Source organism: Sphingobium fluviale (assembly GCF_004122115.1).
Taxonomy (GTDB): domain Bacteria; phylum Pseudomonadota; class Alphaproteobacteria; order Sphingomonadales; family Sphingomonadaceae; genus Sphingobium; species Sphingobium fluviale.
On the sequence record NZ_SBKP01000003.1, the window covers coordinates 240,172 to 266,197 of the forward strand.

General features: G+C 61.8%; 26 protein-coding genes. 13 read left to right on the forward strand and 13 right to left on the reverse strand.

The annotated features are described in order from the left end of the window. Positions 1 to 86: 86 nt before the first annotated feature. The 5 genes from EQG66_RS05245 to rfbB all read left to right on the forward strand — a co-directional run bounded on the left by EQG66_RS05245 (position 87) and on the right by rfbB (position 5,273). Positions 87 to 1,826 carry a type I secretion system permease/ATPase gene (locus tag EQG66_RS05245; protein ID WP_129403479.1) on the forward strand — a complete coding sequence of 580 codons (1,740 nt, stop codon included), beginning with the start codon at positions 87 to 89 and terminating at the stop codon, positions 1,824 to 1,826. A gap of 110 nt (positions 1,827 to 1,936) precedes the next feature. Further along, positions 1,937 to 2,821 carry a glucose-1-phosphate thymidylyltransferase RfbA gene (gene rfbA / locus EQG66_RS05250; RefSeq protein WP_129403480.1) on the forward strand — a complete coding sequence of 295 codons (885 nt, stop codon included), beginning with the start codon at positions 1,937 to 1,939 and terminating at the stop codon, positions 2,819 to 2,821. Then, positions 2,812 to 3,357 carry a dTDP-4-dehydrorhamnose 3,5-epimerase gene (rfbC, locus tag EQG66_RS05255; RefSeq protein WP_129403481.1) on the forward strand — a complete coding sequence of 182 codons (546 nt, stop codon included), beginning with the start codon at positions 2,812 to 2,814 and terminating at the stop codon, positions 3,355 to 3,357. Before rfbA ends, rfbC begins: the two co-directional genes overlap by 10 nt. A gap of 10 nt (positions 3,358 to 3,367) precedes the next feature. Beyond that, a complete protein-coding gene (rfbD, locus tag EQG66_RS05260) occupies positions 3,368 to 4,225 on the forward strand; it encodes a dTDP-4-dehydrorhamnose reductase (RefSeq protein WP_129403482.1) in 858 nt (285 codons plus the stop codon). Next, the gene (gene rfbB, locus EQG66_RS05265) at positions 4,218 to 5,273 is read left to right on the forward strand and encodes a dTDP-glucose 4,6-dehydratase (protein ID WP_129403483.1); all 1,056 of its coding nucleotides are present in this window, start codon (positions 4,218 to 4,220) and stop codon (positions 5,271 to 5,273) included. Before rfbD ends, rfbB begins: the two co-directional genes overlap by 8 nt. Positions 5,274 to 5,288: 15 nt before the next feature. Here the strand turns inward: rfbB and EQG66_RS05270 are convergent, their stop codons facing one another. After that, positions 5,289 to 6,605 (reverse strand): lipopolysaccharide biosynthesis protein, encoded by a 1,317-nt coding sequence (locus EQG66_RS05270; protein WP_129403484.1) that lies wholly within the window; start codon positions 6,603 to 6,605, stop codon positions 5,289 to 5,291. 193 nt (positions 6,606 to 6,798) lie between these two features. Between EQG66_RS05270 and EQG66_RS05275 the strand changes: the two genes are divergently transcribed. The 5 genes from EQG66_RS05275 (at position 6,799) to EQG66_RS05295 (ending at position 11,027) form a co-directional block, all read left to right on the forward strand. Further along, positions 6,799 to 7,038 (forward strand): XrtV sorting system accessory protein, encoded by a 240-nt coding sequence (locus EQG66_RS05275; RefSeq protein ID WP_129403485.1) that lies wholly within the window; start codon positions 6,799 to 6,801, stop codon positions 7,036 to 7,038. 104 nt (positions 7,039 to 7,142) lie between these two features. Continuing rightward, complete coding sequence (locus EQG66_RS05280; protein ID WP_129403486.1) at positions 7,143 to 8,549, forward strand: ATP-binding protein; 1,407 nt, start codon at positions 7,143 to 7,145, stop codon at positions 8,547 to 8,549. A gap of 20 nt (positions 8,550 to 8,569) precedes the next feature. After that, positions 8,570 to 9,211: a CatB-related O-acetyltransferase gene (locus EQG66_RS15700; protein WP_281273904.1), complete on the forward strand. Its 642-nt coding sequence runs from the start codon at positions 8,570 to 8,572 to the stop codon at positions 9,209 to 9,211. Further along, positions 9,208 to 10,098, forward strand: a complete 891-nt coding sequence (locus tag EQG66_RS05290; protein WP_129403488.1) for a glycosyltransferase family 2 protein — start codon at positions 9,208 to 9,210, stop codon at positions 10,096 to 10,098. Before EQG66_RS15700 ends, EQG66_RS05290 begins: the two co-directional genes overlap by 4 nt. Further along, entirely contained in the window at positions 10,095 to 11,027 is a 933-nt protein-coding gene (locus EQG66_RS05295; protein WP_129403490.1) for a glycosyltransferase family 2 protein, read from the forward strand. The genes EQG66_RS05290 and EQG66_RS05295 overlap by 4 nt, the downstream gene beginning before the upstream one ends. 157 nt (positions 11,028 to 11,184) lie before the next feature. Here the strand turns inward: EQG66_RS05295 and epsI are convergent, their stop codons facing one another. The 7 genes from epsI to EQG66_RS05330 all read right to left on the reverse strand — a co-directional run bounded on the left by epsI (position 11,185) and on the right by EQG66_RS05330 (position 18,115). Then, the gene (epsI, locus tag EQG66_RS05300; RefSeq protein ID WP_129403492.1) at positions 11,185 to 11,892 is read right to left on the reverse strand and encodes an exosortase-associated protein EpsI, V-type; all 708 of its coding nucleotides are present in this window, start codon (positions 11,890 to 11,892) and stop codon (positions 11,185 to 11,187) included. Next, a complete protein-coding gene (xrtV, locus tag EQG66_RS05305) occupies positions 11,889 to 12,785 on the reverse strand; it encodes an exosortase V (RefSeq protein ID WP_129403493.1) in 897 nt (298 codons plus the stop codon). The genes epsI and xrtV overlap by 4 nt, the downstream gene beginning before the upstream one ends. Positions 12,786 to 12,829: 44 nt before the next feature. Continuing rightward, positions 12,830 to 13,636, reverse strand: a complete 807-nt coding sequence (locus tag EQG66_RS05310; protein WP_129403495.1) for a CpsD/CapB family tyrosine-protein kinase — start codon at positions 13,634 to 13,636, stop codon at positions 12,830 to 12,832. Then, positions 13,633 to 14,964: a Wzz/FepE/Etk N-terminal domain-containing protein gene (locus tag EQG66_RS05315; RefSeq protein ID WP_129403497.1), complete on the reverse strand. Its 1,332-nt coding sequence runs from the start codon at positions 14,962 to 14,964 to the stop codon at positions 13,633 to 13,635. The genes EQG66_RS05310 and EQG66_RS05315 overlap by 4 nt, the downstream gene beginning before the upstream one ends. Positions 14,965 to 14,979: 15 nt before the next feature. Then, entirely contained in the window at positions 14,980 to 15,825 is an 846-nt protein-coding gene (locus EQG66_RS05320; protein WP_129403498.1) for an SLBB domain-containing protein, read from the reverse strand. A 70-nt stretch (positions 15,826 to 15,895) separates the two neighbouring features. Next, the gene (locus EQG66_RS05325; protein WP_129403500.1) at positions 15,896 to 17,134 is read right to left on the reverse strand and encodes an outer membrane beta-barrel protein; all 1,239 of its coding nucleotides are present in this window, start codon (positions 17,132 to 17,134) and stop codon (positions 15,896 to 15,898) included. Between the two features lie 138 nt (positions 17,135 to 17,272). Next, entirely contained in the window at positions 17,273 to 18,115 is an 843-nt protein-coding gene (locus tag EQG66_RS05330) for an EpsD family peptidyl-prolyl cis-trans isomerase (RefSeq protein WP_129403502.1), read from the reverse strand. Between the two features lie 143 nt (positions 18,116 to 18,258). Here EQG66_RS05330 and welK point away from each other — a divergent pair, with 143 nt between their 5' ends. Beyond that, the gene (gene welK / locus EQG66_RS05335) at positions 18,259 to 19,296 is read left to right on the forward strand and encodes a beta-1,4-glucuronosyltransferase WelK (protein WP_129403504.1); all 1,038 of its coding nucleotides are present in this window, start codon (positions 18,259 to 18,261) and stop codon (positions 19,294 to 19,296) included. Positions 19,297 to 19,395: 99 nt separating this feature from the next. On the opposite strand, the gene EQG66_RS05340 is transcribed toward welK, so the two are convergent. From EQG66_RS05340 to EQG66_RS05355, 4 genes are all read right to left on the reverse strand, one after another. After that, positions 19,396 to 20,784, reverse strand: coding sequence for an exopolysaccharide biosynthesis polyprenyl glycosylphosphotransferase (locus tag EQG66_RS05340; RefSeq protein ID WP_245987883.1), 1,389 nt, complete (start codon positions 20,782 to 20,784; stop codon positions 19,396 to 19,398). Positions 20,785 to 21,152: 368 nt separating this feature from the next. Next, positions 21,153 to 21,431, reverse strand: a complete 279-nt coding sequence (locus tag EQG66_RS05345; RefSeq protein ID WP_129403505.1) for a hypothetical protein — start codon at positions 21,429 to 21,431, stop codon at positions 21,153 to 21,155. A gap of 273 nt (positions 21,432 to 21,704) precedes the next feature. Next, positions 21,705 to 23,354 carry a hypothetical protein gene (locus tag EQG66_RS05350; RefSeq protein WP_129403506.1) on the reverse strand — a complete coding sequence of 550 codons (1,650 nt, stop codon included), beginning with the start codon at positions 23,352 to 23,354 and terminating at the stop codon, positions 21,705 to 21,707. Then, on the reverse strand, positions 23,354 to 23,623 hold the full coding sequence (locus tag EQG66_RS05355) for a spike base protein, RCAP_Rcc01079 family (RefSeq protein ID WP_181951781.1): 270 nt from the start codon (positions 23,621 to 23,623) through the stop codon (positions 23,354 to 23,356). Before EQG66_RS05355 ends, EQG66_RS05350 begins: the two co-directional genes overlap by 1 nt. Before the next feature lie 254 nt (positions 23,624 to 23,877). Here EQG66_RS05355 and EQG66_RS05360 point away from each other — a divergent pair, with 254 nt between their 5' ends. Both EQG66_RS05360 and EQG66_RS05365 read left to right on the forward strand, forming a co-directional pair. After that, positions 23,878 to 24,762, forward strand: a complete 885-nt coding sequence (locus EQG66_RS05360; protein WP_129403507.1) for a hypothetical protein — start codon at positions 23,878 to 23,880, stop codon at positions 24,760 to 24,762. A 98-nt stretch (positions 24,763 to 24,860) separates the two neighbouring features. After that, positions 24,861 to 25,400 carry a retropepsin-like aspartic protease family protein gene (locus EQG66_RS05365; RefSeq protein WP_129403508.1) on the forward strand — a complete coding sequence of 180 codons (540 nt, stop codon included), beginning with the start codon at positions 24,861 to 24,863 and terminating at the stop codon, positions 25,398 to 25,400. Here EQG66_RS05365 and EQG66_RS15545 read toward each other — a convergent pair. After that, positions 25,390 to 26,022 (reverse strand): PEPxxWA-CTERM sorting domain-containing protein, encoded by a 633-nt coding sequence (locus EQG66_RS15545; protein ID WP_245987884.1) that lies wholly within the window; start codon positions 26,020 to 26,022, stop codon positions 25,390 to 25,392. The genes EQG66_RS05365 and EQG66_RS15545 overlap by 11 nt on opposite strands. Positions 26,023 to 26,026 lie beyond the last annotated feature (4 nt).

The following is a 26,026-nucleotide window of genomic DNA, read 5'->3' on the forward strand; positions in this document are numbered from 1 at the left end:
CGTGAGGGGGTTTGCGCCCTAATGCGTGAGGATATGATCTTGCACCACAGTATTGCCCCGGTTTGGCCGCCACGGAGCGTGCGCGCATGAGCGTGGAAGGCTGGGTTCAGGGCGATGCCGCACGGCAGCGGCTCGCACTGGTTATGGCCCATGCCCGCCGCGCGATGATCGCGACAACGGTGCTGAGCGCGGTGCTGAACGTGCTGCTGCTCTCCGGCTCGCTCTATATGATGCTGGTTTACGACATGGTGCTGCCCAGCAACAGCATCCCGACTCTGGTGGGCCTCGCGGTGTTGGTGCTGGTCGCCTATGCGTTTCAGGGGGTGCTGGATTTCATCCGCAGCCGGGTGTTGCTGCATTTCTCGGCCGCGGTGGATGTGGACCTGAGCGAAGATGTCCACAAGCTGATGAGCCTGATGGCGCGCACGCAGACGAGCATGGACAGTCTTCAGCCGATGCGCGACCTCGATCAACTGCGCCAGTTTCTCGCCGGGCCGGGGCCGTCGGCGCTGGTGGATCTGCCGTGGATGCTGTTCTTCATCATCATCCTGTTCCTGCTCCACCCCTATCTCGGCATCACGGTGCTGATCGGCGGCGCTATTCTGGTATTCCTCACCTTTCTGACCGAGCGGCTGACGGCGGAGAAGAACCAGAAGCTGATGCAGCTTGCCGGCAACCGGCAGGTGGTGGCGGATATCACCCGCCGCCATGCCGAAGTGCTGAGCGCGATGGGCATGGAGGGGCGGATCGGCGAGCGCTGGCGCACCACCAGCGGCCAGTTCCTTGCAGCGCAAGAAAAACTGAATGCGATTGCCAATAGTCTCAGTAACCTAACCAAGATTCTTCGTATGGTGTTGCAATCGGGCGTGCTCACGGTGGGCGCGTTGCTGGTGATGAACCAGCAGGCGAGCGGCGGTGTGATCTTCGCCAGCTCTATCCTCGCCTCGCGCGCGTTGGCGCCTGTTGAGGCCGCAATCGCCAACTGGCGCGGGTTCGTCAGCGCGCGGCAGGGCTGGGCGCGTCTCAAGTCGCTGATCCTCGCGATGCCGGAGTTCCCGGCGACTGATATGCTGCCCGCGCCGGAAAAGCTGATGGTTGCCGAGGATGTGACGCTTGGCCCGCCAGGGACGGAGCGGCTGACGGTGCAGGGCGTGAAATTCGGGCTGCGCGCGGGCGAGGCGCTGGCAATATTGGGGCCGAGCGGCTGCGGCAAATCGACCCTCGTGCGCGGGCTGGCGGGAATTTGGCCGCTGGTTTCCGGCGCGGTCCGGCTCGACAATGCCGATATCAAGCAATGGCCACCGGAATCACTGGGGCGGCATATTGGCTATCTGCCGCAGAATGTAGAGCTGATCGGCGGCACCGTGGCGGAAAACATTGCCCGGTTCGATCCCGATGCCCAGTCGGAAGACGTAATAAAGGCGGCGCAGCTTGCCGGTGTGCATGACCTTATTCTGCACCTGCCCGATGGCTATAACACGTCCGTCGGCGCAGATGGGCGCGCGCTCTCTGGAGGCCAGCGGCAGCGCATCGGGCTTGCGCGGGCGCTCTATGGTAACCCGTTTCTTATCATTCTCGATGAACCAAATTCCAATCTCGACAGCCTAGGCGAAGATGCGCTGGCGAGCGCGATTGCCGATGTGCGGGCGCGCGGGGCCATCGTTATTGCGGTGGCGCACCGGCCATCGCTGTTGGCCTCGGTTGATATGGTGTTGTTGATGAAAGAAGGAAAGGCCGTTGCCTTTGGGCCTAGAGACAAGCTGGTCGGCCATCTGCTGCCGGATAAACGGGCGGAGGCTCCTGCGCCCGCGCCTAATGTAGCCTAGAACGCCTTCACCATATGGTAACAAGGCTTGTATGATACAGCAAAATCATTACGCACTCGCAGCACACATGCAATAACACAGGCAGCAAAGCGACGGAGTCCATCGGCATTATGCGCAAGGGAATAATATTGGCGGGCGGATCGGGCACGCGGCTCTATCCGCTGACCAAGGCGGTCTCCAAACAGTTGATGCCGGTCTATGACAAGCCGATGATCTATTATCCGCTATCGGTGCTGATACTGTCGGGCATCCGCGAGATCATGATCATCACCACCCCGCATGATCAGACCGCCTTTCAGGCGCTGCTGGGCGATGGTTCTGACATGGGCCTTGCGCTCACCTATGCGGTGCAGCCCGATCCCGGCGGGCTGGCGCAGGCCTATCATATCGGTGCTGACTTCGTAGGAACCAACCCTTCGACGCTGATATTGGGCGATAACATCTTCTATGGCCATGGCCTGACCGAGCTGCTCGACAATGCCTCGGTGCGAGAGAGCGGCGCGACGGTGTTCGGCTATTATGTCAACGATCCGACCGCCTATGGTGTCGTGTCGTTCGACGAAGCGGGCCGCGCCGAGACGATCGAGGAAAAACCGGCCCAGCCCAAATCCAACTACGCCGTCACCGGGCTTTATTTCTACGATGGCCGCGCCGTAGACTATGCCCACGCGATCAAGCCCTCACCGCGCGGCGAGCTGGAGATTACCGACCTCAACCGTATGTATCTTGAGGCAGGCGAGCTGAATGTCGAGATCATGGGCCGCGGCTATGCGTGGCTCGATACCGGCACGCATGGCTCGCTGATCGACGCCGCCAACTATGTCCGCATCACCGAGGACCGGCAGGGGCTGAAGATCTGCTGCCCCGAAGAGCTGGCGTGGCGCAAGGGCTTTATCGATGATGCCCAGCTGGAGCGCATTGCCGCGCCGCTCGTGAAATCAGGCTATGGCGCCTATCTGCTACACCTGCTCGAAGGGGGCGCGAAGTGGAGCTGATCGAGACGGCCATTCCCGGCGTCCTCATCATCGAGCCCAAGGTCTTCGGCGACGAGCGCGGTTTCTTTATGGAGAGCTGGAACGCTCACGCCTTCAAGGAGGCCGGGCTAAACCTCGATTTCGTGCAGGACAACCACAGCCGCTCGTCGCGCGGCGTGCTGCGCGGCATGCACTATCAGCAGCCGGGGCCGCAGGGCAAGCTGGTGCGGGTAACGGCAGGCGCGGTGTTCGATGCCGTGGTCGATCTGCGCGCATCTTCGCCCACCTTCGGCACATGGGTGGGGGTGGAACTTTCTGCCGCCAACAAGCGCATGCTCTGGGTGCCGCAGGGCATGGCGCATGGCTTCCTCTGCCTCGAAGACGGCACGGATTTCCTTTACAAATGCGTCGGTTATTATGATCCGGCGAACGAGCACAGCCTGCTCTGGAATGACCCTGCGGTCGGCATCGAATGGCCGCTCAATGGCATAGAACCACAGCTTTCCGCCAAGGATATGGCGGGCAAGCCGCTCAGCGCAGCGGTGACGTTTCCATGAGGGGCAGGCCATGAAGGCGCTGATCACCGGCGCGAACGGCCAGCTCGGCTGGTCGCTGCAACAGAGCGCTCCGCAAGGTGCGGAACTGATCTGCACCGATGTCGCGGAGCTGGATATCTGTGACGCTTCCGCCGTCGACGCCTTTGTCGCGCAGCACAAGCCCCACCTCATCCTCAACGCCGCCGCGCACACCGCCGTCGACAAGGCGGAGAGCGAGGAAGAGCTGGCGCTCGGCATCAATGCACAAGCTGTGGGCAACCTCGCTGATGCCGCCCGCGCCCACACTGCCCGTCTCGTCCATGTCTCGACCGACTTCGTGTTCGATGGCGTAAGCGGCGTGCCCTATAAGCCCTCAGACACGCCCGCGCCGGTCAGCGCCTATGGCCGCACCAAGCTGGCGGGCGAGCAGGCAGCGGGGGAGGGGGCACTCATCGTCCGCACCGCATGGGTCTATGCGCCCAAGGGCAACAACTTCGTGCGCACGATGCTCCGCCTGATGGCAGAGCGGGATGAGGTGCGCGTGGTGGCGGACCAGATCGGCACGCCCACCTACGCGCCCGATCTTGCCGCCGCGCTCTGGGCCTTGAGCGCCAAGGGCATCACCGGCATCCATCATTATACCGATAGCGGCGCGGCAAGCTGGTATGATTTTGCCGTGGCGATACAGGAGGAAGGGCTTGCTGCTGGCCTTCTCAGCCGAGCGGTGCCGATCATTCCCATCAACACAAGCGATTATCTCACGCCCGCCACGCGCCCGCATTATTCGGTGCTGGACAAGAGCAGCACCTTCGCGGCGCTGGGTGGCCCGGCCCCCCATTGGCGCGTCAATCTGCGCAAAATGCTACAGGAAATCAAAACACATGGCTGAACTGCTCGTAACCGGCGGCGCCGGGTTCATCGGCGCGAACTTCGTGCATTACTGGCGCGAGCATCACCCGGATGACACCATCACCGTACTCGATGCCCTCACTTATGCGGGCAACCCCGCCAATATCGCGGGCCTCGAAGGCGTGGAGCTGATCGAGGGTGACATCTGCGACACGGCTTTGGTGGAAAAGCTGCTCGCCGAGCGGAATATCCAGACCATCGTGCACTTCGCAGCCGAGAGCCATGTCGACCGCTCGATCACCGGGCCGGATGCGTTCGTCACCACCAACGTGATCGGCACGCACAGCTTGCTCAAGGCCGCGCGCAAGCTGTGGCTGGACAAGGGCACCGGCCAGCCGCACCGCTTCCACCATGTCTCGACGGACGAAGTCTATGGATCGCTCGGCCCCAACGATCCGGCCTTCAGCGAGACGACGCCCTACGCCCCCAACTCGCCCTATTCGGCGTCCAAGGCAGGGTCAGACCATCTCGTGCGCGCCTATCACCACACTTATGGCCTCAATGTGACGACGAGTAACTGCTCGAACAACTATGGCCCTTATCAATTCCCGGAAAAGCTGATCCCGCTGTTCCTTTTGAACTGCCTCTATGGCCGCAATCTGCCGATTTATGGCGATGGCATGAACGTGCGCGACTGGCTGCATGTCGAGGATCACTGCAACGGCATCGAGAAGGTGATCCTCAACGGCAAGCCGGGCGAGACATACAATATCGGCGGTGGGCAGGAGCTGCCCAATCTGCGCGTGATCGAGGAGATTTGCGCCACGGTGGACCGCGCATTCGCTGCCGATCCGTCTCTGGCCGCCCGCTTTCCGCAAGCGCCAGCCGCCCAAGGCAGGCCGTCTGACAGTCTCAAGACGTTTGTAACCGACCGCGCCGGGCATGACCGCCGCTATGCGATAGACGAGACCAAGGCGCGCGGCGAACTGGGTTATGCCCCGCGCCGTACCTTTGCCGAAGGGTTCGCGCAGACTCTGGCGTGGTATCTTGGCAATGAAAGCTGGTGGCGGCCGCTGCTCAAACCCTGAATGGGTGCCGCCGGGTCAGGCTTCGGCTCGTGCCGTCGTCTTGATGCTTCCTGTAAAGACATTGATGCCGGTCAGCCGCCGGACAGACCAGATGCTCACCAGATTGCGCGCGATCACCACCGCCGCGAGGCAGGTCGCGATGCCCAGTAACCCGCCATAGCGCGCGGCGAAGGGGGCGCTCACCAGCAACAGCGCGCTACTGCCGATGGTCTGGATCAGGTTGGTGCGCTCATGCCCTGTCATCGCCAGAATGAGGCCAGACGGGCCGGTCATCGTATAGATCGCCTGGCCGACCACCGCGACGCGCAGCACCGTCTCTGCCGGATGAAACTCAGGCCCGAACAGGCTGAGCACCGGCCCTGCAAACACGAAGATCAGCACTGCTACAGGCAGGCAGAAAAAGGCTGAAAGCCGGGTGGCAGAGCTGGCAAGGCGCGCGAGCTTGGGCATGTCTCCCGCTGCGTGCGCTTCGGCAAACTGGGGCGAGAAGACGCTGAACAGCCCCATGGTGATGATGCTCAACACACCCGCAACCTGTGCCGCCACGCGATACAGCCCGGCCTCATAGACGCCGAGCACGGCGGAGGCGGTGGCAAGGCCATACCAGTCCGCGATATTGAGGAAAATCGCGACGCCCCACAGCGGCATCGCCACTTTGAGAATATCGCGCATCGGCACATGCAGCGTGTTTTTGTCATTGGAGCTAAGCGGCAGACTGGTGAAGAAGGCTGCTATCCCCACCAACATTCCGGTCAGCGCCGTCATCCACAACACCTGTTCCACGCCGGGCGCCATGCCGAGCGCGATATAGAGCAGCACGATCGTCGGGATGATCAGCACCTCGATGCACTGACCCCAGATATAGGCCTTTTGCGAGCGAAGCACCGCGCCCAGCATGCGGGTGAGAGTGCGGGAAATCATGATGACGATCAGCACGATGATGGCGTCCTGCGGCACCTCGCCCTTGAACATCATTTTCATCATCGGCGTGCCGCCCGCCTTCAGCAGCACGACAAGTATGCCGGTGAACATCAGCGACCAGGCGATCACCTTCATCAGGCTACGCCGCTCGATCTTCACATTCTGCGCCACCGCTGCCGAGAATTTGCGCGTTACCGCGAGGTCTATGCCACCCACCGCGACGACCGACATGAACATCGCCGTCTGGGTGATGAGCGCGTAATGGCCGTTTGCCTCCGGGCCGAACAGGCGGCCGATCAGCACCGTCACCAGAAAGCCGGACGCCACGGAGCCGCCCCGAATCGCCAGTGACATGAAGGACTGGAAATGACGTTTCAACAGCGTGCGCGGATCAACAGAGGGGAAAGCCATCTCGTTTCCGTCAATTTCCCTGTCGCACTGCGCCCTGATCGCCAGATTGGCATTTTATTATGAGTTTTTCACCACTACGGTATATTATGGCGAAAGCACAAGTTCATCGGGCAGGTTTCCGACAGGTCACCGTGTTTTTTTTGCGACGAACCGATGCTGGTGGCACTATTTTACATATTGAGGCGATGCGCTGATGGAAACCATTTACGACTGGATGGCGCTGATCGCGTTTGCAGGGCTGATCGTGCTGTTTCTGCAACGCTCCTCGATGGACGAGCCGCCCGATACCGTCTGGCACTATATGCCGCCCGCAATCGGCTGTGCGCTCTCCAACTATCTGGGCAACGAGGGCATGGGCGTTTTAGCGGTGCTGACGCTGGGCGCCGTGGCTGCCTATGTGTGGTTTGTGCTGAAGCCGCGCCTGCCCAGCTAGTTCGCGAAAGTTTACGCTCTTTTTATTGCGCATGCGAAGAGAATATCGGATACACTCCGTAAAGACATTCGTTGTATTTGGCATACACCAAGTCGTCCGATGTCATGAAAGGGTATAGAATGGGCTGGCAGAACTGGTTTTCATTGCGCAAAAAACGCTTTGATGCGCTGGATCAGGACCATGAAGATGTGGTGCCGCGCCTGTCTATCGGCCGCAACCGTGATCGTCAGGATGACAAGCTGCCCAAGTTTCAGGGTACGGCCGGAGACCAGATTCGCAGCACCGGCAAACGCACCGCGCTGGATCGGGTGCGTTTCCACATGCGCAATGCCTTCACGCCGTCGCAGCCGGTGCTCTCGCACCGCATGTTTGCCGGGCGCACAGAGGTATTGAAGACGCTGATCCGCTCGATCGAGGACCAGCGCCTGCATGTGGTACTCTATGGCGACCGTGGCATCGGCAAGACTTCGTTGTTGCACATATTGGCGCAGCTCGCGCGGGATGCGCGCTATATCGTGCGCTATGCCTCCTGCGGCGAGGAAACGCATTTCAGTGATCTGATGCGCTCGATCGCGCGGGATATTCCGCTGCTCTATCATGCGGACTATGCGCCAACCTCGTCCGAGATCGAGAACGGGCGTTCGCTCGGCGATCTGCTGCCTGAGGGAACACTGACGGTGCCGCAGATCAGCGATCTGTTTTCCAAGGTATCCAACACGCGTGTGCTGGTGATCCTCGATGAGTTCGACCGCGCACATTCCATGGCCTTTCGTCGCTCGATAGCAGAGCTGATCAAGAACCTGTCGGATCGGTCCAGCCGCCTTCAGCTCGTTATCGCGGGCGTGGGCGCCAACCTCACGGAGCTGATCGAGCATATTCCCTCGATCCGGCGCAACATTCTGGGCTATCAGGTGCCCAACATGTCGAACGGTGAGATCGAGGAGCTGATCCACAACGGCGAAAAGATCTGCGGCCTTACCTTTGACCGTGAGGCGATCGCGTTCATCAGCGCGGTGGCCTATGGCTCGCCCTATATCGCCAGCCTGCTGAGCCAGCATGCGGGCCTGGCGGCGGTGGACCGCGAGGCGAGCATGGTCGAAAAGCGCGACGTGGCCGATGCCATCAACCACTCTGTCGATGAAATCCGCCATCGCGTCTCCAGCCTCAGCCTGTTTCAGACGGGCCGCGCCAAAGCCGATGGCCATGGCACCAACCTTGGCTTGCTCGCGCGCCTTGCGCTGCATTATGGCGGCCGCCTGATGCCGCACCAGGCCGATGAGGTGATCCGCAAGCCGGGGCAGGGGCTGGCCTATATGCAAAAGATGCAGCAGGACTATGGCTTGCTGGAGCCGTTGGCGGATGACCCGGCGGGTGCCTATCACTTCAAGGAAGAGGGCGTGCCGGTTTATCTCTGGATCGAGCTGGCGCAATCGCACTTCGCAGGCGAAAAGAGCAACACCAAGCTGCTCGATGCGCTGCTCGATAAATATGCGGTGGCACAGAACGCCTGACATAGCGGGGAAATAGGGCCGTGCTGGCTTCGCTTGTCGAAAAGATCAGGATCAAGCTGTGGTCGCGCCGCCAGCATGATAATGTGCCGCTGCGCGCCTATTTCCGCGATCGTTTCCGCATCGATGTCGGGCTATACAGCTATGGCTGTTTCGACCGCTGGCGCATGCCGGGGCCGATCCGTATCGGGCGCTATTGCTCGCTTGCCAACACTGTCCGTTCCGCGCCGATCAACCACCCGTTCGATGCGATGACGACCCACCCGGCGCTGTATGAACGCAAGTTTGGCGTGGTGGACGAGGATATTTTCTACGACGACGTGCTGGTGATCGAGGATGATGTCTGGATCGGCCATAATGTGATGATCCTGCCCGGCTGCAAGCATGTGGGGCGGGGGGCGATCATCGGCGCGGGCGCGGTGGTGACGAAGGATGTGCCTGCCTACGCCATTGTCGCGGGCAACCCCGCCAAGAAGCTGCGGGATCGCTTTACGCCGGACCTCATCGCCGCGCTGGAGGCCAGCCGCTGGTGGGAGCTTGACCCGCCCGCGCTGCGCCAGCTCGTGCGCGCCAATCCCGAACTGGTGTTTCATCCTACTGCCGCGTCGGTGGAGGCATGGGCCAAGGCGGGCAGGCGGCCGGACTGGACGGGCGCGGGGCAATGACATCCGTTCCGCGCATCAGCGTCGTCGTCCCGCATTATAACGATCTTGAGAGGCTGGATCGCTGCCTCGGCGCGCTTTGCGCACAGACGATGCCGCGCGACGCCTATGAGATCATCGTGGCGGACAACAACTCTCCCTGCGGCATCGCGGCAGTGGAGCAGGTGGTGGCAGGGCGTGCGCGGATCGTTACTGCGATGACGCCGGGCGCTGGTCCGGCGCGCAATGCCGGGGCCGAAGCGGCAGGGGGAGAAATCCTCGCCTTTACGGATAGCGACTGCGTGCCTGACGCCGCATGGCTGGAGCGCGGCGTTGCAGCGCTGGGGCGGGGTGGCGATTTCATCGGCGGCGGCATGAAGGTGTTGGTGCCCGGTGGGCGGCCAATGAGCGGCGCGGAGGCCTTTGAAACCGTATTCGCCTTTGACAATGAACGCTATGTCAAGCGGCTGCACTTTACCGTAACCGCCAATCTCTTTTGCCCGCGCGCCCTGTTTTTGAAGGTCGGCCCATTCCGAACAGCGGTGTCCGAAGACAATGAATGGTGCTGGCGCGCACGCGCGATGGGCTTTTCCATCGGCTATGCGGCGGACGCGATCGTCGGCCATCCGGCGCGGGCGGACTGGGCGCAACTGAAGGGCAAATGGCGGCGCATCTGCGCGGAACGCTATGCCTTGAGCCGCGATGGCGGGGCGTCTGCGCTCAAGTGGATCGGCAAAACATGGCTGGAGCTGCCCGCTATCCCGGTTCACGCGCTGCGCATCCTCACAGATCGTCGCGTGCCGAGCGTGGGTGAGCGCTTATCCGCGCTGGGCACGCTCGCGGCTATTCGCCTGTGGCGCTTTGTCGAGGGGCATCGCATCGTGCTGCGCGGGGGCGGCCACGCCGCATGAGCGCCGCGCCGTTTCCGGTCAGCATCTGCATCGTCGCGTTTCACAATGCCGAGGAAATCGCCGGGTGCCTCGCCGCGCTGGGGCAATCGACCTATACCGATTTCGATGTCGTCATCTGCGAAAATGGCGGCGAGCGATCTTTCGCCAGGCTGAAAGCTGCCGTGCCAGAGCGCCTGCCAGGCGGGCAGGCGGTGGAATGTCTGCTCGCGCCCGGTAATCTGGGCTATGCGGGCGGCGTCAACCTCGCGATGCGCGCCCGGCCAGACGCCGCTGCGTGGTGGATCGTCAACCCCGATACCGCGCCGGACGCGGGCGCGCTTGCTGCACTGGTGGAACGGCTGCGGCGCGGCGATTGCCATATGGTGGGCGGCGTGCTGCATGATGCTGATGGCCGGGTGCAGGCTTATGGCGGGCATTGGCGTTATTGGTTCGCACGCGCGGTGTCGATCGGCATGGGCGCGCGGTTGAGCGACCCGGTAGATCCCGCCGCCATCGAGGCGCGAATGAACTATGTGCTGGGCGCATCGATGCTGGTGGACCGGCTCTTCGTTGAGCGCGTCGGCCTGATGCGCGATGAATATTTCCTCTATTGCGAGGAGGTGGAGTGGGGGCTGCGCGCGCGCAAGCTGGGGCTGAAGCTCGGCTTCGCCCCCGATGCGCGGGTGCGCCACGATCAGGGCAGCACCACCGGCTCCGCGGGCGCGATCAAAAGCCGGAAGCGGCTGCCCATCTATATGGACGAGCGCAACAAGCTGCATGTGGTGCGGGATATTTCCGGCTGGCGCCTTCCGGTCGCGGCGATGGCGACGCTTGCTCTGCTGTCTTTGCGCTATGGCGCGCGGGGCGCATGGCGGCAGTGGGGCTATGCGTTGTCCGGCTGGTGGGCGGGCATCAGGGGCGAGCGCGGTGTGCCGCCGATGCTGGGGTAAAAGATCAGCCTAGTGTGGTGGATTTGAAATTCGCTACATGTGTCGGCATGGTTCGGAGCGAATTTCAAATCCATAAACCACACTGGAATCATAAAGTTGCTAGTGATCCTGTTGAATCTGAAGTCCGCTCTGCGCCATCCCGATAATGGGGCGGACTTCAGATTCGGGTCACTAGCGCCTTCGCGCGTTCTGTACCGATGAAGCCGGGGCGGCTATTGGCGGGAACCGCACGAACCAGCGCCGCGAGGAAGGCATTGAGCCGATCATAAGCCGGCGAGGCCTCTGGCCCCATGCGCAAGGTCGAGGCACGAACGAGCACGCCATCACTGATGATGCCATCCATGGCCGTTTCCAGCCGGTTGCGCCTTTGCTCGCCCGCTGTACGGGGCAGGAACTCGCCCAGCCGCGTCCAGTAGACGATATCCTCCATGCGGATGCCCTCGCCAGCGGTGAGGGCCACAGCAGGGATGGATGCGCCCCCGCCCAGCGCAATATCGTCATTGCGGCGAGATCCGATTGCGAGGCCGATGGCAGGATAGCAGCTTTCCGGCCGGTGAAGCTGGAGAATGTCGCTCTGCGCCTGTCCATAAGCGACGAGCAGCATGATCTGTTCGCCGGTCTTGGTGTTGATATAGAGCCGGGTCAGCGTATCGGCATAAAGCTTGTCGGTGAGGCTGCCGGGTATCTCTGGCACCACGATGTCGCCGCCTTCGCCCAGCGTCCACGGCCCGATTGTCTTGGGCACGAGGTTTGTCAGCGGCTGCTGCGGCATCAGGGTGATCTGCGTGCGCGGGCGCAGCGCCTCCGCCACGCCCAGCGCCGCTACGCAGGCGCCACCGATCAGGAAATCCCGCCGCGTGATCATGCGTTGGCCCCCAGCCTTTTGCCCAGCAGACGCTGCAACAGCCAGTCGAGGCCAAACATCGCTGCCAGCGCCACCGTGAACAGCATGATGCCCGTCGTTACATGCAAAAAGCCTTGGGCCACGCCGTCGCCATAATAATGCGTGAGCAATATGAGTGCGATCACCCTCAGGATGTTGACGATAATCGCCACCGGTATGATGAGAGAGACCAGCAACAGCGCATAGCGCCACGAAGCCCTATGCAGCAGATAGATATAGAACAAAGTGATCGCCGTGAGGCCGACGATGCTGTTCATCCCCGCGCAGGCGTCCTCCACCAGCAACTGATAGCTGCCGACGAACAGCGTCACCCCCTCGCGCAGGATCGGGTAGCCCAGCGGCTCCAGCAGGCCGGTTGCCACGGTGGAAACGAGCGTGCGCAGCGGCGCTGTCGCCTGATCGATCAGCCAGCCGGGCGGCGGCACCAGAAAGCCGAGGTAGAAGAACGGGAAGACATTGTGCCTGAGGGCCGGCCAGCCCGCCAGCCGATATGCCAGCCCCAGCACCGCGCCATAGACGCCCAGCGCCTCAAGGCTGATGAAATCATAGGCACGGCCAAAGGCGTATATCGGCAGGGCAAGCGCCAGTATCAGCGCAACGACAGGCCCGCTGGCCGGGGCAAGGCGTGCGCGCATATCGGGCAGGCACTGGGTAATGAGCCACAGGCCGGTCGCGAGCACAATCGGCCCGTGCGCGCCGATTTCCATCGACCACACCTCGCGCCCCAGCCCGCCGAGCGTAGGCACCAGCAGGATAAGGAAGCCCGCCCACAATGGCCAGTGGCGCAGCAGCGCCGCTCGCCACCAGAGGGGTTGGCTGGCTGGCTCCGGTGCGGGGGCTGAAGAGGCGGTCATGGGTTCCCTGCCAGAAATAGCTGCACGACCGCGCTATCGGCTCGTCAGAAGTCGTTGAGGAAGGTGCCGATCACCGTCGCACGATCGGATGTCAGCTCGTCGGCGAGCTGCTTCACATCGCTGACGTAGCTGCTGTCCTTCTTGGCGACCAGCATCGCATAGCGCACGGCCATGGCGATGCGGCGTGCGTCGGCAGAGGTGTGGCCCGGCGGGGTATCGACGATCGTTACATCATAATCGCGCAGGCAGGTGTCGAGCAGCTCGCTCATCGCGCGGCTGGCAAGCAGCTCTTGCGGGTTGGGCGCGATGCCGCCCGAATAGATGAGCGAGAGATTGGGGAAGACATCCGCCTGAATCACGTCGCCAAACTCTACCTCGTTGTCGCCAAGGCACTGGCGCAGGCCCGCAGGCGCCTTGTCTGGCGCGATATAGTCTTCAAGGCCGGGCGAGCGCATGTTGGCATCGATCAGCATCGTGTTGAGACCGGCCATCGCAAACGACATGGCAAGGTTCACGGCCACATAGCTGGTGCCCACGCCCGGCGTTGCGGCACAGATTGCGAGCGAGCGGCGGCCATCGCCGATATGCTTGGCCTTGAGGTGGGTCTGGAGCGAGCCGAAACTTTCCGCCTGAACCGAATTGGGGGCAGAGAGCGCTACAATCTTGCGCGAAAAGCGAAAGCCGCTGCGCCCGATGACGGTCTGGCCGGTCTCATCGATAATCAGCGGACCAGCTTCCGCTGTCTCTGGCGTGGCATCTGTCACGTCAGCGACGGTTTCGGCCTGCTCGCTGAGCTGCTGTTCGACCATGGCTTCACTTTCTTCCCTCTGGGGCATATCCATCTGCGTCATGACGCGGCGCGCCCCAATTGCGGCATGCGTATGCCCAATATCCTCCACAACAGGCCTTCCGGGTCTGCATCTGCCGAATGGCCCATGATGCCGACAACCGGCAGGCCGCTGTTGACCAAATCCTCTGCGCTACGCACACGGCGGTTGAGCAGCTCGATGATGAGCGCGGCCAGCGTGCCGAAAGCAAAGCTGATCGTCAGCGCGCCGCCAAGGATAAGCGGGATGTTCGGGAAATCTGGCGAGCGCGGCACCACGGCGTTGGCAAGCACCTTCACGCCGGATTCGGTGGTTTGCGCCTGCTGCTCAAAGTCTGCCGCCTTCTGAAGCGCCTTGTCATATTGCGAGCGCAGCACCTGCACGTCGGTCGCCATGCGCTTGGCCTCGCTCACCTTGCCGCGCTGGGCGAGCACTTTCTGCGTCTGGGCAGAGAGCATGCTGGAGGCCGAGGGACCACCAGGCGCGCTGCCGGAGCGCGCCATTGCGATTTCGCGGGCAACCGCGGTCTGCGCGGTGGCAAGCTGGCTCCGCAAGGTCTGGAGATCGGGGTGGTTCGGACCCAGAATCTTGGATTGCGAGGCGATCTGGGATTCCAGCGCCGCAACCTGAACAGTGGACGGGGCAATGAAGGCTCCGGCTGCGGCCTGCGCGGCGGGAGCCGCCTGCGCGAGCATCTTGAGCTTCGCCATTTCCGGGTCGCTGGCGTCATCGGCAAGGATGATGCCATTCGCTTTTTCAAATGCCGTCAGGCGCTCGACCGCTTTTTTCAGCTTGGTATATGTGTCGTCCGCCTGCTTGTAATACCAGTTGGCGTTTTTCATCGCATAGTCGCGCTTGGTTGCCAGCACCTGATCGATATAGGCGTCGCGCACCGTATCCGCCATCTTGGCGGCGGTTTCCGGGTTGGATGACGTATAGGAAATAGCGATGAGGCTGGTGCCAGACATCCAGACCACGTTGGTATTGTCCATCACCGGCTGAGCGAGCCAGCGATGGAAATCCCGCTTGTCTCCGGGTTGGCGCCGGGCATAGTTGGCCGCCATGCGGGGCGAGTTCTGCCAGCCCAGCATGTCTACCGCGCGCCCGGCGACCTTATAGTCCTGCATGAGCTGAACCTGCGTTTTCACATAATCGGGTAGCGAGCGCCCCCCGATCGACTGGCCCGTCACCGGATCGGGCTTGAGGAGATCAAGCTCAATCCGGGTTGTAGCCTCGTAACGCGGCCGGGCCAGCATCACCACGATGCTCGCGGCAGCAACGGCTCCCAGCACGCTGAGCAGGATGAGCGCCCGCCTTGCCCATAGGATACGAAAAAACTGCAAGAAGCTCATGTTATGCCCCGGTTTCTAAAAGAAGCGTTCGCCCACGTTAATCACATCGCCATTCTTGATAGGCTCTGATAGCGGGAATTTCTTAATTTCCTTACCATCACGGATGACCTTCACCTTTTTCTCAGACCCCATGGTCGTCAGGCCGCCAGCAGCGGCAATGGCGCGGCGCAAATCCATGCCGGTGTCGATCTTCAGTGTGCCGGGGCGGGCGATCTGCCCATAGATGTAGAAAGTCTCCGCCTTGGGCACAAACAGCTTGTCACCCGGCTTGACGAAGGGGTCCTGATCCAGCGTGCCGGTCGCCAGCTTGCGGATATCCAGCTGGATTTCCTCGCCGGTGGTGCGGCGGAGCATGATGAAGTCCGAGCCGCTGTCGCGCGGGCCGCCCACTAAAGCCAGAATCTCCGACACACGATAGTTGCGGTCCACCGGCACCATGCCGGGCCGCCCCACGTCGCCCAGCACGATCACATAGCGACTGGCATAGTTGACGACAGTGACGTTGACGATCGGGTCCGCATAATAGCCGCCCTTCTTGAGCGAGTTCTTGATGGTTTCGCGGAACTGGAGCACGCTCATGTCCGCCGCCTTCACCGTGCCGAGGAACGGAAGCTGCAGGGTGCCATCCGCCTGAATCTGCACCTGGGTCTTGAACTCGGCACGGCCCAGCACCTCGGCGGTAATCACATCTCCCGTGCCCAGCACATAGGCGTCGTCTGTCGGAACGCTGCTGAACGCCTGCGGTGCGGATGCAACGGGCATCGGCTGTGGGGCGGCAGGCGCGGCCTGCGCGTGGGCGACCATTGTGCTGCCGAACATCATGACCACCAAAAGCGACGCGGCCTTGATGGCATCGTTCATCTTTGACATCATCGAGCGGGTAAGTGACATGGTTCGTTCACCTTCATTCTGTTGGGCAACCTGCCGCATCCTAGAGCGTCAACTCCGCACGCAACGCGACACGGTTGTTCTTATAGTCATAGAATGCCGCATTGGCACTCCGTGCATCATGTCCACCATCCAATATGAACTTAAGCTTAGGAGAGAACATATAGTCGACAGACGCATAGACGCTGTTCTTCTTGTCGTTGGTCAGTACATTGACAGGAGCCAGGCCGGGCGTGAACACGCCGAGCGCACCCTCAAACCGCCGCTTGGTGTGCGAATAGCCGGTGTTGAAGTTGATGCGCGGGCTGACGGCATAGCTGGCGCCAATGCTGTAATCGGTGCTGACATTATAGTTTGAGTCGATCGCCAGCGACGAGGTGATCGATTTGCCCAGTCCTGCCTGAATCTGCATCCGGGGCGTAGCCTTCAACGAGAGGTTCGCGGACCAGTTGACGCCGCTGAACCCGCGCACACCCGGCTGGCGAGACTCCACATCGCTCCAGTTCACCGAGGCGCTGCCCTGAAGCCGCGCGCCGATATTGCGGCTGAAGCTGACGCCGTAAGACCGCTGCCGGTTGCCGTTCTGCTCGCCCGTGGGCAGGAACTGGTTCTTGAAGCGCAGCTCGCGCTGCTGGGCAAAGAGCTGAATGTCGCCGATTGAGGGATGCAGATAGCCCAGCCCCACCTGATAGGTGGTGATGCGCTTGTTGGTCCCCTGGCGCTGGGTGCTGCTGTTGCTGTTGTCCTGATAGGTGATGCCCGCCGTGGGGCGCAGGCCAAAGCTCTTGCCGCATGCAATCGTGCCGCCGACGCTCCATTGGGTTTCGGCGTTGCTTACGGTCTGCAGGTTGCCAAACGCATCGGCGACTTCGCCCAGCTCGCTCTGACGACGGCTGATGGAGCTGTTGAAGCTTGGTGCGCAGGGCGACATGCTGAGCGCGACCGACGCACCAGCCTGAATCCGCTCGCGGTCGAGGCGGGTGTTGTGGCGGTGAAAGTCATAGCCAAGGCTGCTGGAAAGCGAGACGCTGTGGGCGCCGATGGAGCGGCCAAGGCTGAGGTTGAGGTTCGGCGAAAACTTCTGGTCGCTCCTCGACAAGCCGCGCAGAGCTGCCGTCGCCGCTGAGGTGCGGGCGATGTTCGAATCGTGGCGCACTTCGGCCGATGCATTGATGCTCAGGCCGCTGCTGCTGCCGCCTGCTGCGGGAGCCTGTGCATAGGCCATGGCGGGAAGGGCGCTGACAAGGCTCGCTCCCGATAGAATGATGAGTTTGTTACGCACCCTTTTCTCCCCAATTTTCGGGCTGATCGCCTCTCGTTAGACTATTCATCCTGTCGCGCATAGGGCGCACTGTGCAGAAATGGGACAGGGCGCCGTCATGCCTCGCCAGGCAGCAGGGCCGCTTCGGTTCGGTTCCGGTCATTGCGCGGGCGGAGCCTTGGCGCCTATTTTGGCTGCGGGGTCAAAGGTGGCGTTATACTTCACCTTTTGCTTTCCGGCATCCAATATGGCCTGAATCTTGTTGGCAACGATGGCCTCTGACCGCTGGCGCGCAATCTGGTTCATGGCGACGGTCATCGCCGCTTCACCACTGATCGGCTGGATCACCGTCTCGCGCACCCGGTTGATGCGGATGACGCCATTTTCAGGCGAGGCGAACACGGCGTTTTCCGGCAACTTGGCAATCTCCTCAGCCACATCGGCGTTGATGCTGAGCGCGTCTATGCTGCCGACTGCGCGCTGAAACTGCACATTGCGCCGGGCAAGAAGCTGTTCGATCTGCGCCATCGTATCCAGCGGCTCGATCGCCTTGACCAGATCGGGCGTGCTGGTCGGGATGATAATCTGGTCGACGAGGAAAATGCGGCGCTGTTCAAAGCTCGCCGGGTGGTTGGCGATGAACTGCTGCGCTTCCTCGCGCGATGGCTTGGGCGAGGAAGCACGGATCTGGTTGGTCAGCGCATCGACCAGCACCATCTGCCGCGCTTTTTCCTGCATGATCGCAGTCGATGGCAGCTGGTCCACCTTCTCCTCAACCGCTTCATCGGCCAGCAGCTGGCGCACGATGAGCGAGCGCAGCGCCGCCTGCTCCAATTCCTTGCTGGGCGAGGCAGTGCCGGCTTCATGGCGGATGTCGATGATCGTGATCTCCTTGCCGTTGACGGTGGCGGCGACCTGGCCGGTCGGCGCCGCAGCGTCCTTGCCGCCACAGGCGGCCAGCAGGGCAAGGGAGGGAAGAAGGATGACACCCAGGGTTTTCATGATTGCCTCTTTGTTTCTGTCGCGGCAAATAACACTGCCACATTTCCGGCACGAATCGGTGCTGCTATAAATCGTCTCGCTTTTGCGGCAAAGCTCGTAAACCATTGCTTTACGCAGTTCGGGATGAACAAAAAGAGTAAATCATGTCAAACAGCACGGAAATGACTGGAACCGGGCCTCGTTTGTGTCTGGCGGCTTCGGGCGGCGGTCATGTGCGGCAGATACTTGATCTTGAGCCTTTGTGGCGGGACTATCCCCATATATTCGTGACGGAGGATACGGCGCTGGGGCGCTCGATTGCGCAAAATCACCCCGGAGCGTTCGTCTCGCATGTGGCGCTGGGGCAGGCGCGGCTGGGCGCGCCCTTCGCAATGCTGTGGAATGCGGCGCGTAACTGCTTGCAATCGCTGCGGATTGTTGCGACGCACAAGCCCGATGTGGTGATCACCACCGGCGCAGGCTCTATGGTGTTCACGGTGGCGTGGGCGCGGCTGCGCGGCGCCAGGATCGTGCTCATCGACAGCTTCGCCCGGTTCGATCACCCTTCCGCCTTCGCCCGCATCGCGGGGCCGCTGGCGCATGTGCGGATCGCGCAGGCGGAAGCCTCGGCGCGGCACTGGCCGGGCGCGGTGGTGTTCGATCCGTTCCGCATCCTCGATACGCCGCGCCCGCCGAAGAAAAAACTTCTGTTCGCCACCGTCGGCGCGACGCTGAAGTTCCCCCGCCTGGTCGATCTGGTCATCAAGGCGCGCGAAAACGGGCTGCTGGAGGGGTATGAGGTGATCGTGCAGACGGGCGAGGGGGGCATCCCTGCCATTCCGCCGCCGGGCATCCGCTTTCATGAGACTTTGCCGTTCGATAGCGTGAAGCAGATTCTGCGCGATGCGGACTATGTCGTCTGCCACGGCGGCACCGGCTCGCTCATCACCGCGCTGCGCGAGGGATGCCGCCTGATCGCGGTGCCGCGCCGCTTCGCCCTCGCCGAGCATTATGACGATCATCAGGCCGAGATTACCGGCGCCTTCCGGGATCGCGGCTTGCTCGAAACGGCCGATACGGATGCAGAGTTCGCGGCGGCGTTTGCCGCTCTTGCCGCGCGGGAGCCGCGCTGCGCGACGACAAACCCTTCCGCGCTTATCGGCTATCTACGGGAATATCTTGCCGGAGTTGCACCGCGCTAGAGCATCGTGCCAAAAAGTGGGAACCGGTTTTTGGCAAAAAACGATGCGATAACAAAAATTTAGAGCGCGCATCTTGCGTCAGATTTAACGCAGCGCGCTCTAGAACGCGTTGCGGTGGATCATCACCTTCGCCGTATAGAACAAGATCGAAATATCGCGCCACAGCCGCCAGCCATGGACATATTCCAGATCGGCGCTGAGGCGGTTCTCCAGATCCTCGCGCTGCATCGTCGCGCCGCGATAGCCGCGGATCTGCGCGAGGCCGGTGATGCCGGGCTTGAGCGCATGGCGCACCCAATATTGCTCGTCTATCTCCCAGAACAGTTTGTCGCCTGCCAGCGAACCCAGCGCATGCGGGCGCGGGCCGACAAGGCTCATGTCGCCGCGCAGCACGTTGATAAGTTGCGGCAGTTCATCGATGCTGGTGCGGCGAATGAACGCGCCGACGCGGGTGATGCGGTCGTCATCGCGCGCGGCGGAGCGGTTGCCCTCGGCATCGCACATTTCCTCGCGCATGCTGCGGAACTTCAATATGTTGAACAACTGGTTCGAGCGGCCAATGCGCTGCTGGCGGAAGAAGACCGGCCCCTTGCTCTCCAGCTTGATCGCGATGGCGACCACCAGAAACAGCGGCGAGAGCAGGATCAGCGCGGGCACCGTAACGATGAGGTCAAGGATGCGCTTTTTCGCCCGGTTCGCCATGCTCAGCGGCCCGCGAGAAACCACCAGCGTATCATTGCCATGATAAGCGGAGAGGCCGATCGCGCCCAGCGTATTCGATTCGGGCAGCATGATCTCGCCGCGGATATTCGCGCCCTTCAACAGCAGCGACCACGCATATTGCCGGTCTGGCGCGCAGGCGACAACCACCCGGTCAAAGCCATGCAGATAGCTGGCGAGGCGGGAGAGCATGCGCGGGTTTTGCAGATCCGGCTCAATCTGTTCGGCTGCGGCGTTGATGACGTTGCCATTATAAAGGCCGGTATAGGGCAATCCGTCGAGGATCAGCAGATCGTCGGTCAGGCGCTCGCCCGTGCGATTGCGTGTGTAGTAATAAAACGCGATCCGCGCGACGGAGAGGAACAGCCCGCTCACGCATATGCCCGCGGCAAAGGATGCGCGCGAGACGGCATCCTGCGCATGAAAGAAAAAGCCGAACATCAGGATGATGAGCATCGTCATGAACAAAGCGGTGAGCGATCGGCGCAGGCTTTCCGCCAACGATCCGAGCGCGTCTATCGTATAGGCATTGCGGTTGATGGCGAGCAGGCCATAAAGCGGGACCAGCAGATAGCCGATGTTCACGCCTGCGGGAGAAATCCATTGTTCGCCGCGGATCATGCCGATGAGCGAAAAGCCGGTGATCACGGTCGCGCAGTCCAGCAACACCAGCTGAACATAGAGAATAAGTCTGACAGCTTGCTTGGACAGCGCCCTGCGGACATGCGTTCGGGGCATTCTGCCGTTTACGGCCCGGATGTCCGTCACTGATCGCTCCCTGTAACCCCGTTGCATCGGCCGGGTGCCATCCCGGCCTTATAGCCCACCTCCGCTAAGGCGTCTGCTGCAATCGCATCATCGCCCAGCCATGGTTTACAAAAAGTTAATATGCCACGAATAACGCGGCGCAACAAACATTGTTCCAGCCGGGTTGAGAGCGCGACGAGCCGAAAACGCTTCAAAATGGGACTCGCTGGCCCATCTGGGCGCCCGCGACCCGCCTGTCGTGGCGGATGACCCAAAGCACCGCTGCGGCCAAGCTGGCCCGCGCGGATGAATCACCCCTTCAGGATATGCAGCATATTGAGAGGGCGCCAGTCAGCGCCATTCGGGGCAGAGCCTTTCTGCCGTCTCGATCAGAAGATCAGAAAAGCGATCGCCGCAAGCGCCAGGCCCATGGCCGCATAGCCACTCAGCCTCGAAAGGGACGATATGGCGGATTCGAGCATGCTGCCTGCATCCCTGGGGGATTCTTCGGCATTCTGCTGTACCAAACGTGATGCAATCAGGCTTTGCATGGCGGCGACCTCACCTTGTACCGATTCTATCGGACGGGCAGGCTCTAGCGGCGAGGATGTGGGAATTTTTTCCCTTATTTCCCTACCGTGCAACATCTTTGGTTGCGGCAGTCCCATACCATTTCTCCATCCTATGCGTCGTGCCACACGTAGCTGCATTCGATGGAGAACTGTCTAATGGCATAGCTTGAACATAGAGTAAATACGCAGGGTTAACAAAATACTGCAAAGTTATGACTATCCCATGTTGTGGCGCAACAGAATAACTATGGTCTTGAGCGATCTTTCCTATTTTGCCCTCTTTTAATGCCCTTTGTTCATCTGTTGCGCCGCACCAAAGACAGCATCGGCAACTATAGCCGTTTTCGAGTAAAATTTGTAAACGCCACTTTAGGCATAAGGGTCTGCGCCCAGCACCCTGTCTGCTAGGCACTGTGCGATATAGGGGTGACAGGCGCTGGTTTCGTGCGCCTGATCGCTGAAATACAGGCCGCCATTGGTTGTAATGCGTGGGTCGCTCACCGCCAGCGTGGTATCGAGCACCTGGCTTCCCCATGCCCCGCTGATCGGCATGCACAGCGGCACCTCGGCCCGGCGCACCTTGCCCGCATAGGTGTCTCCCGCCGCGCCGAGAAAGTCGTGAAAGAAATTCGCAGACCGGAATCGCGCCCGCATCTGGTCCAGCGAGGCCTGCTTGGTGCCGCTCGATGGCAGCGATATGCTCGCCAGATACTCATAGCCCAGCTTGAGATAGCCACGCGCATCATTGAGCACGAGGTTCTGCAAATTGCTGTAGATCTCGTCCGCGCGCGCGGCGGTGAAGGTGGGTTGCACATAGACCGGGCTGGTCGTCTGCCCGTCGTCATTATACCATGTCTCGATCGCCACCACATTGCGGCCCGGCAGCTCCCAATTGCCGCTGAACAAGGAGCGGTTGAGGAAATCGCGCCGGTCGCGCAGTCCCTTGTCGATGTTGGAGCCAGTCGCGCCCACATCCTTGTCGATCTGCGACCCGCCGATCGCGCTGCGGATCACGCGCCAGCTTGAGGGCAGGCGGCTCGCCAGCTCGACTTGCAAATAGCCATAGGGGCTTTCGCCAAGGCTCACCGCACCCGCATTGGCAAAGCGGCTGTCGCCTTCAAGGATGAACGAGTGTGTGATGCTGGCGATGCCATAGGCCGTCATGATCGCGGCGATATTGGCCTGAATCTCTGCCGCCGTCTGGGCCGATCGCTTGATATGCAACGCATAGAGCAGGAAGCTGCCATAGTTGGTGCCGCCCGGCGCAAAGGCATGGCGGCCGATCTCGCCGCCGCTGGTCACGGTCGCGCCGCCGTTGATCGTGGTGATGCCGGTGCAATATTCATCGTTCATGTGAATTTGCGCGCTGTTGCTCGCGCCGCCACGTATCGCGACCACCTGCAGCCCGGCATGACAGATCATCTTGCGCCTTGACTGCCCGGCCACCCGCTCGGTGCCATAGACGCCCGCATTATCGCACAGATATTTGCCGCCATGCGCGGGGAAGGGCGGATGCGCGTTCGTCGCAATGCCGTTGGCGCTGCCTGCCAGCGTGTTCATGAAGGCGCGCAGCGTATTGGGCGCGGATGCATTGGCGTTGCGGCCCACGGCAAAGACGGACTGCGCATTGGTCGTGTTCGCATCGAAATAGCGGATCACGGCATAGGCGGTGCAGCCGTTCGCGGTGTAGCTTGCCAGCGTATCGGCGATTTCCAGCGCGTTATTGCCCTCAAACAACAGCGCTTTGCGTCCTTGCGCGTCCGTCACCAGCTTGGGCGCGCCGCCTGCGGGGATCGCGCCTGCGGTGATCGGGGTCGCGTTGGCGAGGCCGTTGATGTCGGTCAACAGCGTGACGCGGTTGTTGCCGTCTACGGATGGGGCGAGGATCGATGGCTCATAGCGCACATCGACCGCATTCGGCAGGCTATAGCTGGCGAAGCCGCCTCCGCCCCCACCGCCTGAACCGGACCCGCGCTTGCGTCGCGCGGCCCGGCCAGATCCAAAGCCGACACCCGCCATCAGGCCAGCGCCACGATATCAGCCGCGGTGGTGCCGGTGGCGCGGACATATTGTGCGCGCACGTCGATCACCTGTCCGTTCGCCACATTCTTGAACGTCACGTCCGCCGCGCCGCCGACGCCGCGCAGGATCACGGTGCCGCCGGTGCCGACATAGAGCGCCTTGGGGATCGTGGTCAGCTCGTTGGTGTCGTGCGGCGTTACCGCGAACGGCGCGCGGGAGGGGGCGGCGAGCATGTCGCTGGATGTCTGAAAGCTGTCGATGGCCATAAACGCTCCTTGGAAGGCGAGGGGGGGTGATGGGAGCGGTGGCTAACCGATATGATTGGCTGTAGGACAGAACAATTTTCCAAATAGGTTAAATAGGAGAGTTTACAATGGGCCTTAAGGGCGGAAAAGGGCAGGATTTCCGCTGTACACCGCCATTTCCGATTGCCAAGGGCGGCGGCTTCTGCATCATGGGCGCCAGGGGGGAGATGCATGCGCCGCGCACTCCGTGTCTCCGTGGAAAAAGGGATGGAATGATGTCTGAGTCGCACGAGGAACTGAACCGTCAGAAACGGACGGCGAGCATCGTCTCCGCGCTGTGGCTGACTTTGCTCGGCGGGCTGTTCGTCTGGCAGGCCACGCAATATCGCGGCGTGGTAGAGCTGCTGGCCGAATGGCAGTACCGGGTGCTCGATCAGTATTATCCCGGCATCACGATCGCGCTGCTCTGCCTGTTCTTCAGCTTCCCGCTGCTGGTGATGCTGTTGATCCTCTGGCGCCGCTGGCGCAGGAAAAACGAGGCGGTGGGGGATCCTGTCGCGGTGATGATCGGAGCTTCCCGGCGGCTGCAACGGCTCTGCACCTTCCTGGCGCTGACGGCGGGCGGCGTCGCCGTGGTGGTCTTTCTGCTGGCGCGGATGCTGCCGTCGGAAGGCATGCCGGTCCACCTCATCGATGTGCGCAGTGCGCAGGCCGCCGTCATCCCGGAGGGCAGCGCCAGCGTTGTCGGCCCCGTCGACATGAGCGCACTCGTCCGCTTCGAGGAAAAAGTGCTGCTGTTCCACCGCCGCCTCTATTTTGCGCCGGTGCGCTATCGCCTGCACGGCAAGGCCCTTCCCGCGCGTATATTTGTGCAGGTGGAAGAGCGCGCGGATCTGCCGAAACATTTTCTGCCGGTGATGAGCGGCGTCATCGCACGCGGCGTGCTTCCCGGCGATGTCGATCAGCTCTATCGTAATATCCGCTATCCTGTCGTGGAGCGCCCCTATCTGCTTTATAAGGACAGCGACACACTGCGCTGGCGCTATCATATGCTGTGCGCGCAGATGGGCGTCATTGCCCTGCTGTTCGCGCTTGGCGGATGGCGTGAAGCGCGGCGGCGCAGGCGGGTTGAAAAGCGGGTGGCGGAGATGGCGGGTTAACGCCGCGCCACTCTGCCCCTTCGTATAGTAACGGTTAATTCGGCTTTCAGCCTGTTTTGCAACGCGGCGTTGTCAGGCGCGGTGGCAAGGCATGGGCCATGATAAAGCCGGGATATACTATCATGATGGCGTCGGCCTGCGCGTTCGCGGCCACATTCGGCCTTGGGCTTGGGATGCCCTTGTTTGCCGAGCCTTCCGCCCCGGCGCAGGCAACTGTGATGGCGTCTTACGTAGAGCAGCAACAGGCGCAGCAGAATGGCGATATTGGCCCGGCCGGCAACCCGATCCTCCCCGCCCCGGATGGCCTCTATTATCTCGATGCGCAGTTCGCCGATGGTGGGCGTGCGCGCTTCCTGATCGATACAGGCGCGAGTGTAACGGTGTTGACGGGCGCGGATGCGCGGCGATTGGGTGTTCAGCCGACCGAAGGCGCGGGGGGTGCAAAGCTGCGTACGGCAGGGGGCATGACGACCGCTCGCTCCGCAACCATCGCGCGGATGGATATCGCTGGCCGTCAGCTCCGCAATATCCGGGTGGCGATTATTGACAATGGCCTGCCGGTGTCTCTGCTGGGGCAAAATGCGTTGGCGGAACTGGGGACGATAACCCTCGGCAATGGCCGGATGACTATCGACTGAAATTATGCAGGCTGACTGCGCTTCTGCGGATGCGCAGCGCGGCGCCGACGGCCATGAACCCTACCAAGAGCATTGCCCATGTGGCCGGCTCCGGCACAGGAGTGGCGACAGGGGGCGGAGTGACAATGGGAATAGTGTCATCCTGCGTATTGGGAAGGTTTCTGCCCTGAGGTTGACGGAAGAACGGACTATCCCCTGGCTGCGACGGAGGTGACGCGTCAGGGTTGTAAGCCAGTTGCGGGTCTTGTGTATCCCCCAGAGGCTGAATCTCTATGGGGCCGGGCGCAGGTAATTCTGCGTCAGGGCCGATGAACAGCAACGCCCGTTCCAGAGGCGCAATCCCGCCATCTTCCTCCGGCTCCGGCGCTGGGTCGTCCACTCCGGGATCGAGCCGGGCAAAGAAAGCGGAAGGATCGCGGTCCCGCAGCGAGATGCGCGGATTTTCTGTCAGATCCGTGCCGATGGTCGCGAACACGCCGGGCATCGATATGCCGCTTTGGAACATGGCCCGTTCACTCCGCGAGGAAACGGCAACCAGAGCGACGCCGAGCGCCACAGCGCCAAACATCAACCGCCTGCGCCGCTTTTCCCTGACCAGTAACTGCGCAATACTCTGTTCCATAATG

Coding starts and splice junctions, on each gene's coding strand:
- EQG66_RS05245 (WP_129403479.1), top strand. CDS start 87: ATGAGCGTGGAAGGCTGGGTTCAGGGCGATGCCGCACGGCAGCGGCTC.
- rfbA (WP_129403480.1), top strand. CDS start 1,937: ATGCGCAAGGGAATAATATTGGCGGGCGGATCGGGCACGCGGCTCTAT.
- rfbD (WP_129403482.1), top strand. CDS start 3,368: ATGAAGGCGCTGATCACCGGCGCGAACGGCCAGCTCGGCTGGTCGCTG.
- rfbB (WP_129403483.1), top strand. CDS start 4,218: ATGGCTGAACTGCTCGTAACCGGCGGCGCCGGGTTCATCGGCGCGAAC.
- EQG66_RS05270 (WP_129403484.1), bottom strand. CDS start 6,605: ATGGCTTTCCCCTCTGTTGATCCGCGCACGCTGTTGAAACGTCATTTC.
- EQG66_RS05275 (WP_129403485.1), top strand. CDS start 6,799: ATGGAAACCATTTACGACTGGATGGCGCTGATCGCGTTTGCAGGGCTG.
- EQG66_RS05280 (WP_129403486.1), top strand. CDS start 7,143: ATGAAAGGGTATAGAATGGGCTGGCAGAACTGGTTTTCATTGCGCAAA.
- EQG66_RS05290 (WP_129403488.1), top strand. CDS start 9,208: ATGACATCCGTTCCGCGCATCAGCGTCGTCGTCCCGCATTATAACGAT.
- EQG66_RS05295 (WP_129403490.1), top strand. CDS start 10,095: ATGAGCGCCGCGCCGTTTCCGGTCAGCATCTGCATCGTCGCGTTTCAC.
- epsI (WP_129403492.1), bottom strand. CDS start 11,892: ATGATCACGCGGCGGGATTTCCTGATCGGTGGCGCCTGCGTAGCGGCG.
- xrtV (WP_129403493.1), bottom strand. CDS start 12,785: ATGACCGCCTCTTCAGCCCCCGCACCGGAGCCAGCCAGCCAACCCCTC.
- EQG66_RS05310 (WP_129403495.1), bottom strand. CDS start 13,636: ATGACGCAGATGGATATGCCCCAGAGGGAAGAAAGTGAAGCCATGGTC.
- EQG66_RS05315 (WP_129403497.1), bottom strand. CDS start 14,964: ATGAGCTTCTTGCAGTTTTTTCGTATCCTATGGGCAAGGCGGGCGCTC.
- EQG66_RS05320 (WP_129403498.1), bottom strand. CDS start 15,825: ATGAACGATGCCATCAAGGCCGCGTCGCTTTTGGTGGTCATGATGTTC.
- EQG66_RS05330 (WP_129403502.1), bottom strand. CDS start 18,115: ATGAAAACCCTGGGTGTCATCCTTCTTCCCTCCCTTGCCCTGCTGGCC.
- welK (WP_129403504.1), top strand. CDS start 18,259: ATGTCAAACAGCACGGAAATGACTGGAACCGGGCCTCGTTTGTGTCTG.
- EQG66_RS05345 (WP_129403505.1), bottom strand. CDS start 21,431: ATGGGACTGCCGCAACCAAAGATGTTGCACGGTAGGGAAATAAGGGAA.
- EQG66_RS05350 (WP_129403506.1), bottom strand. CDS start 23,354: ATGGCGGGTGTCGGCTTTGGATCTGGCCGGGCCGCGCGACGCAAGCGC.
- EQG66_RS05355 (WP_181951781.1), bottom strand. CDS start 23,623: ATGGCCATCGACAGCTTTCAGACATCCAGCGACATGCTCGCCGCCCCC.
- EQG66_RS05360 (WP_129403507.1), top strand. CDS start 23,878: ATGTCTGAGTCGCACGAGGAACTGAACCGTCAGAAACGGACGGCGAGC.
- EQG66_RS05365 (WP_129403508.1), top strand. CDS start 24,861: ATGATAAAGCCGGGATATACTATCATGATGGCGTCGGCCTGCGCGTTC.
- EQG66_RS15545 (WP_245987884.1), bottom strand. CDS start 26,022: ATGGAACAGAGTATTGCGCAGTTACTGGTCAGGGAAAAGCGGCGCAGG.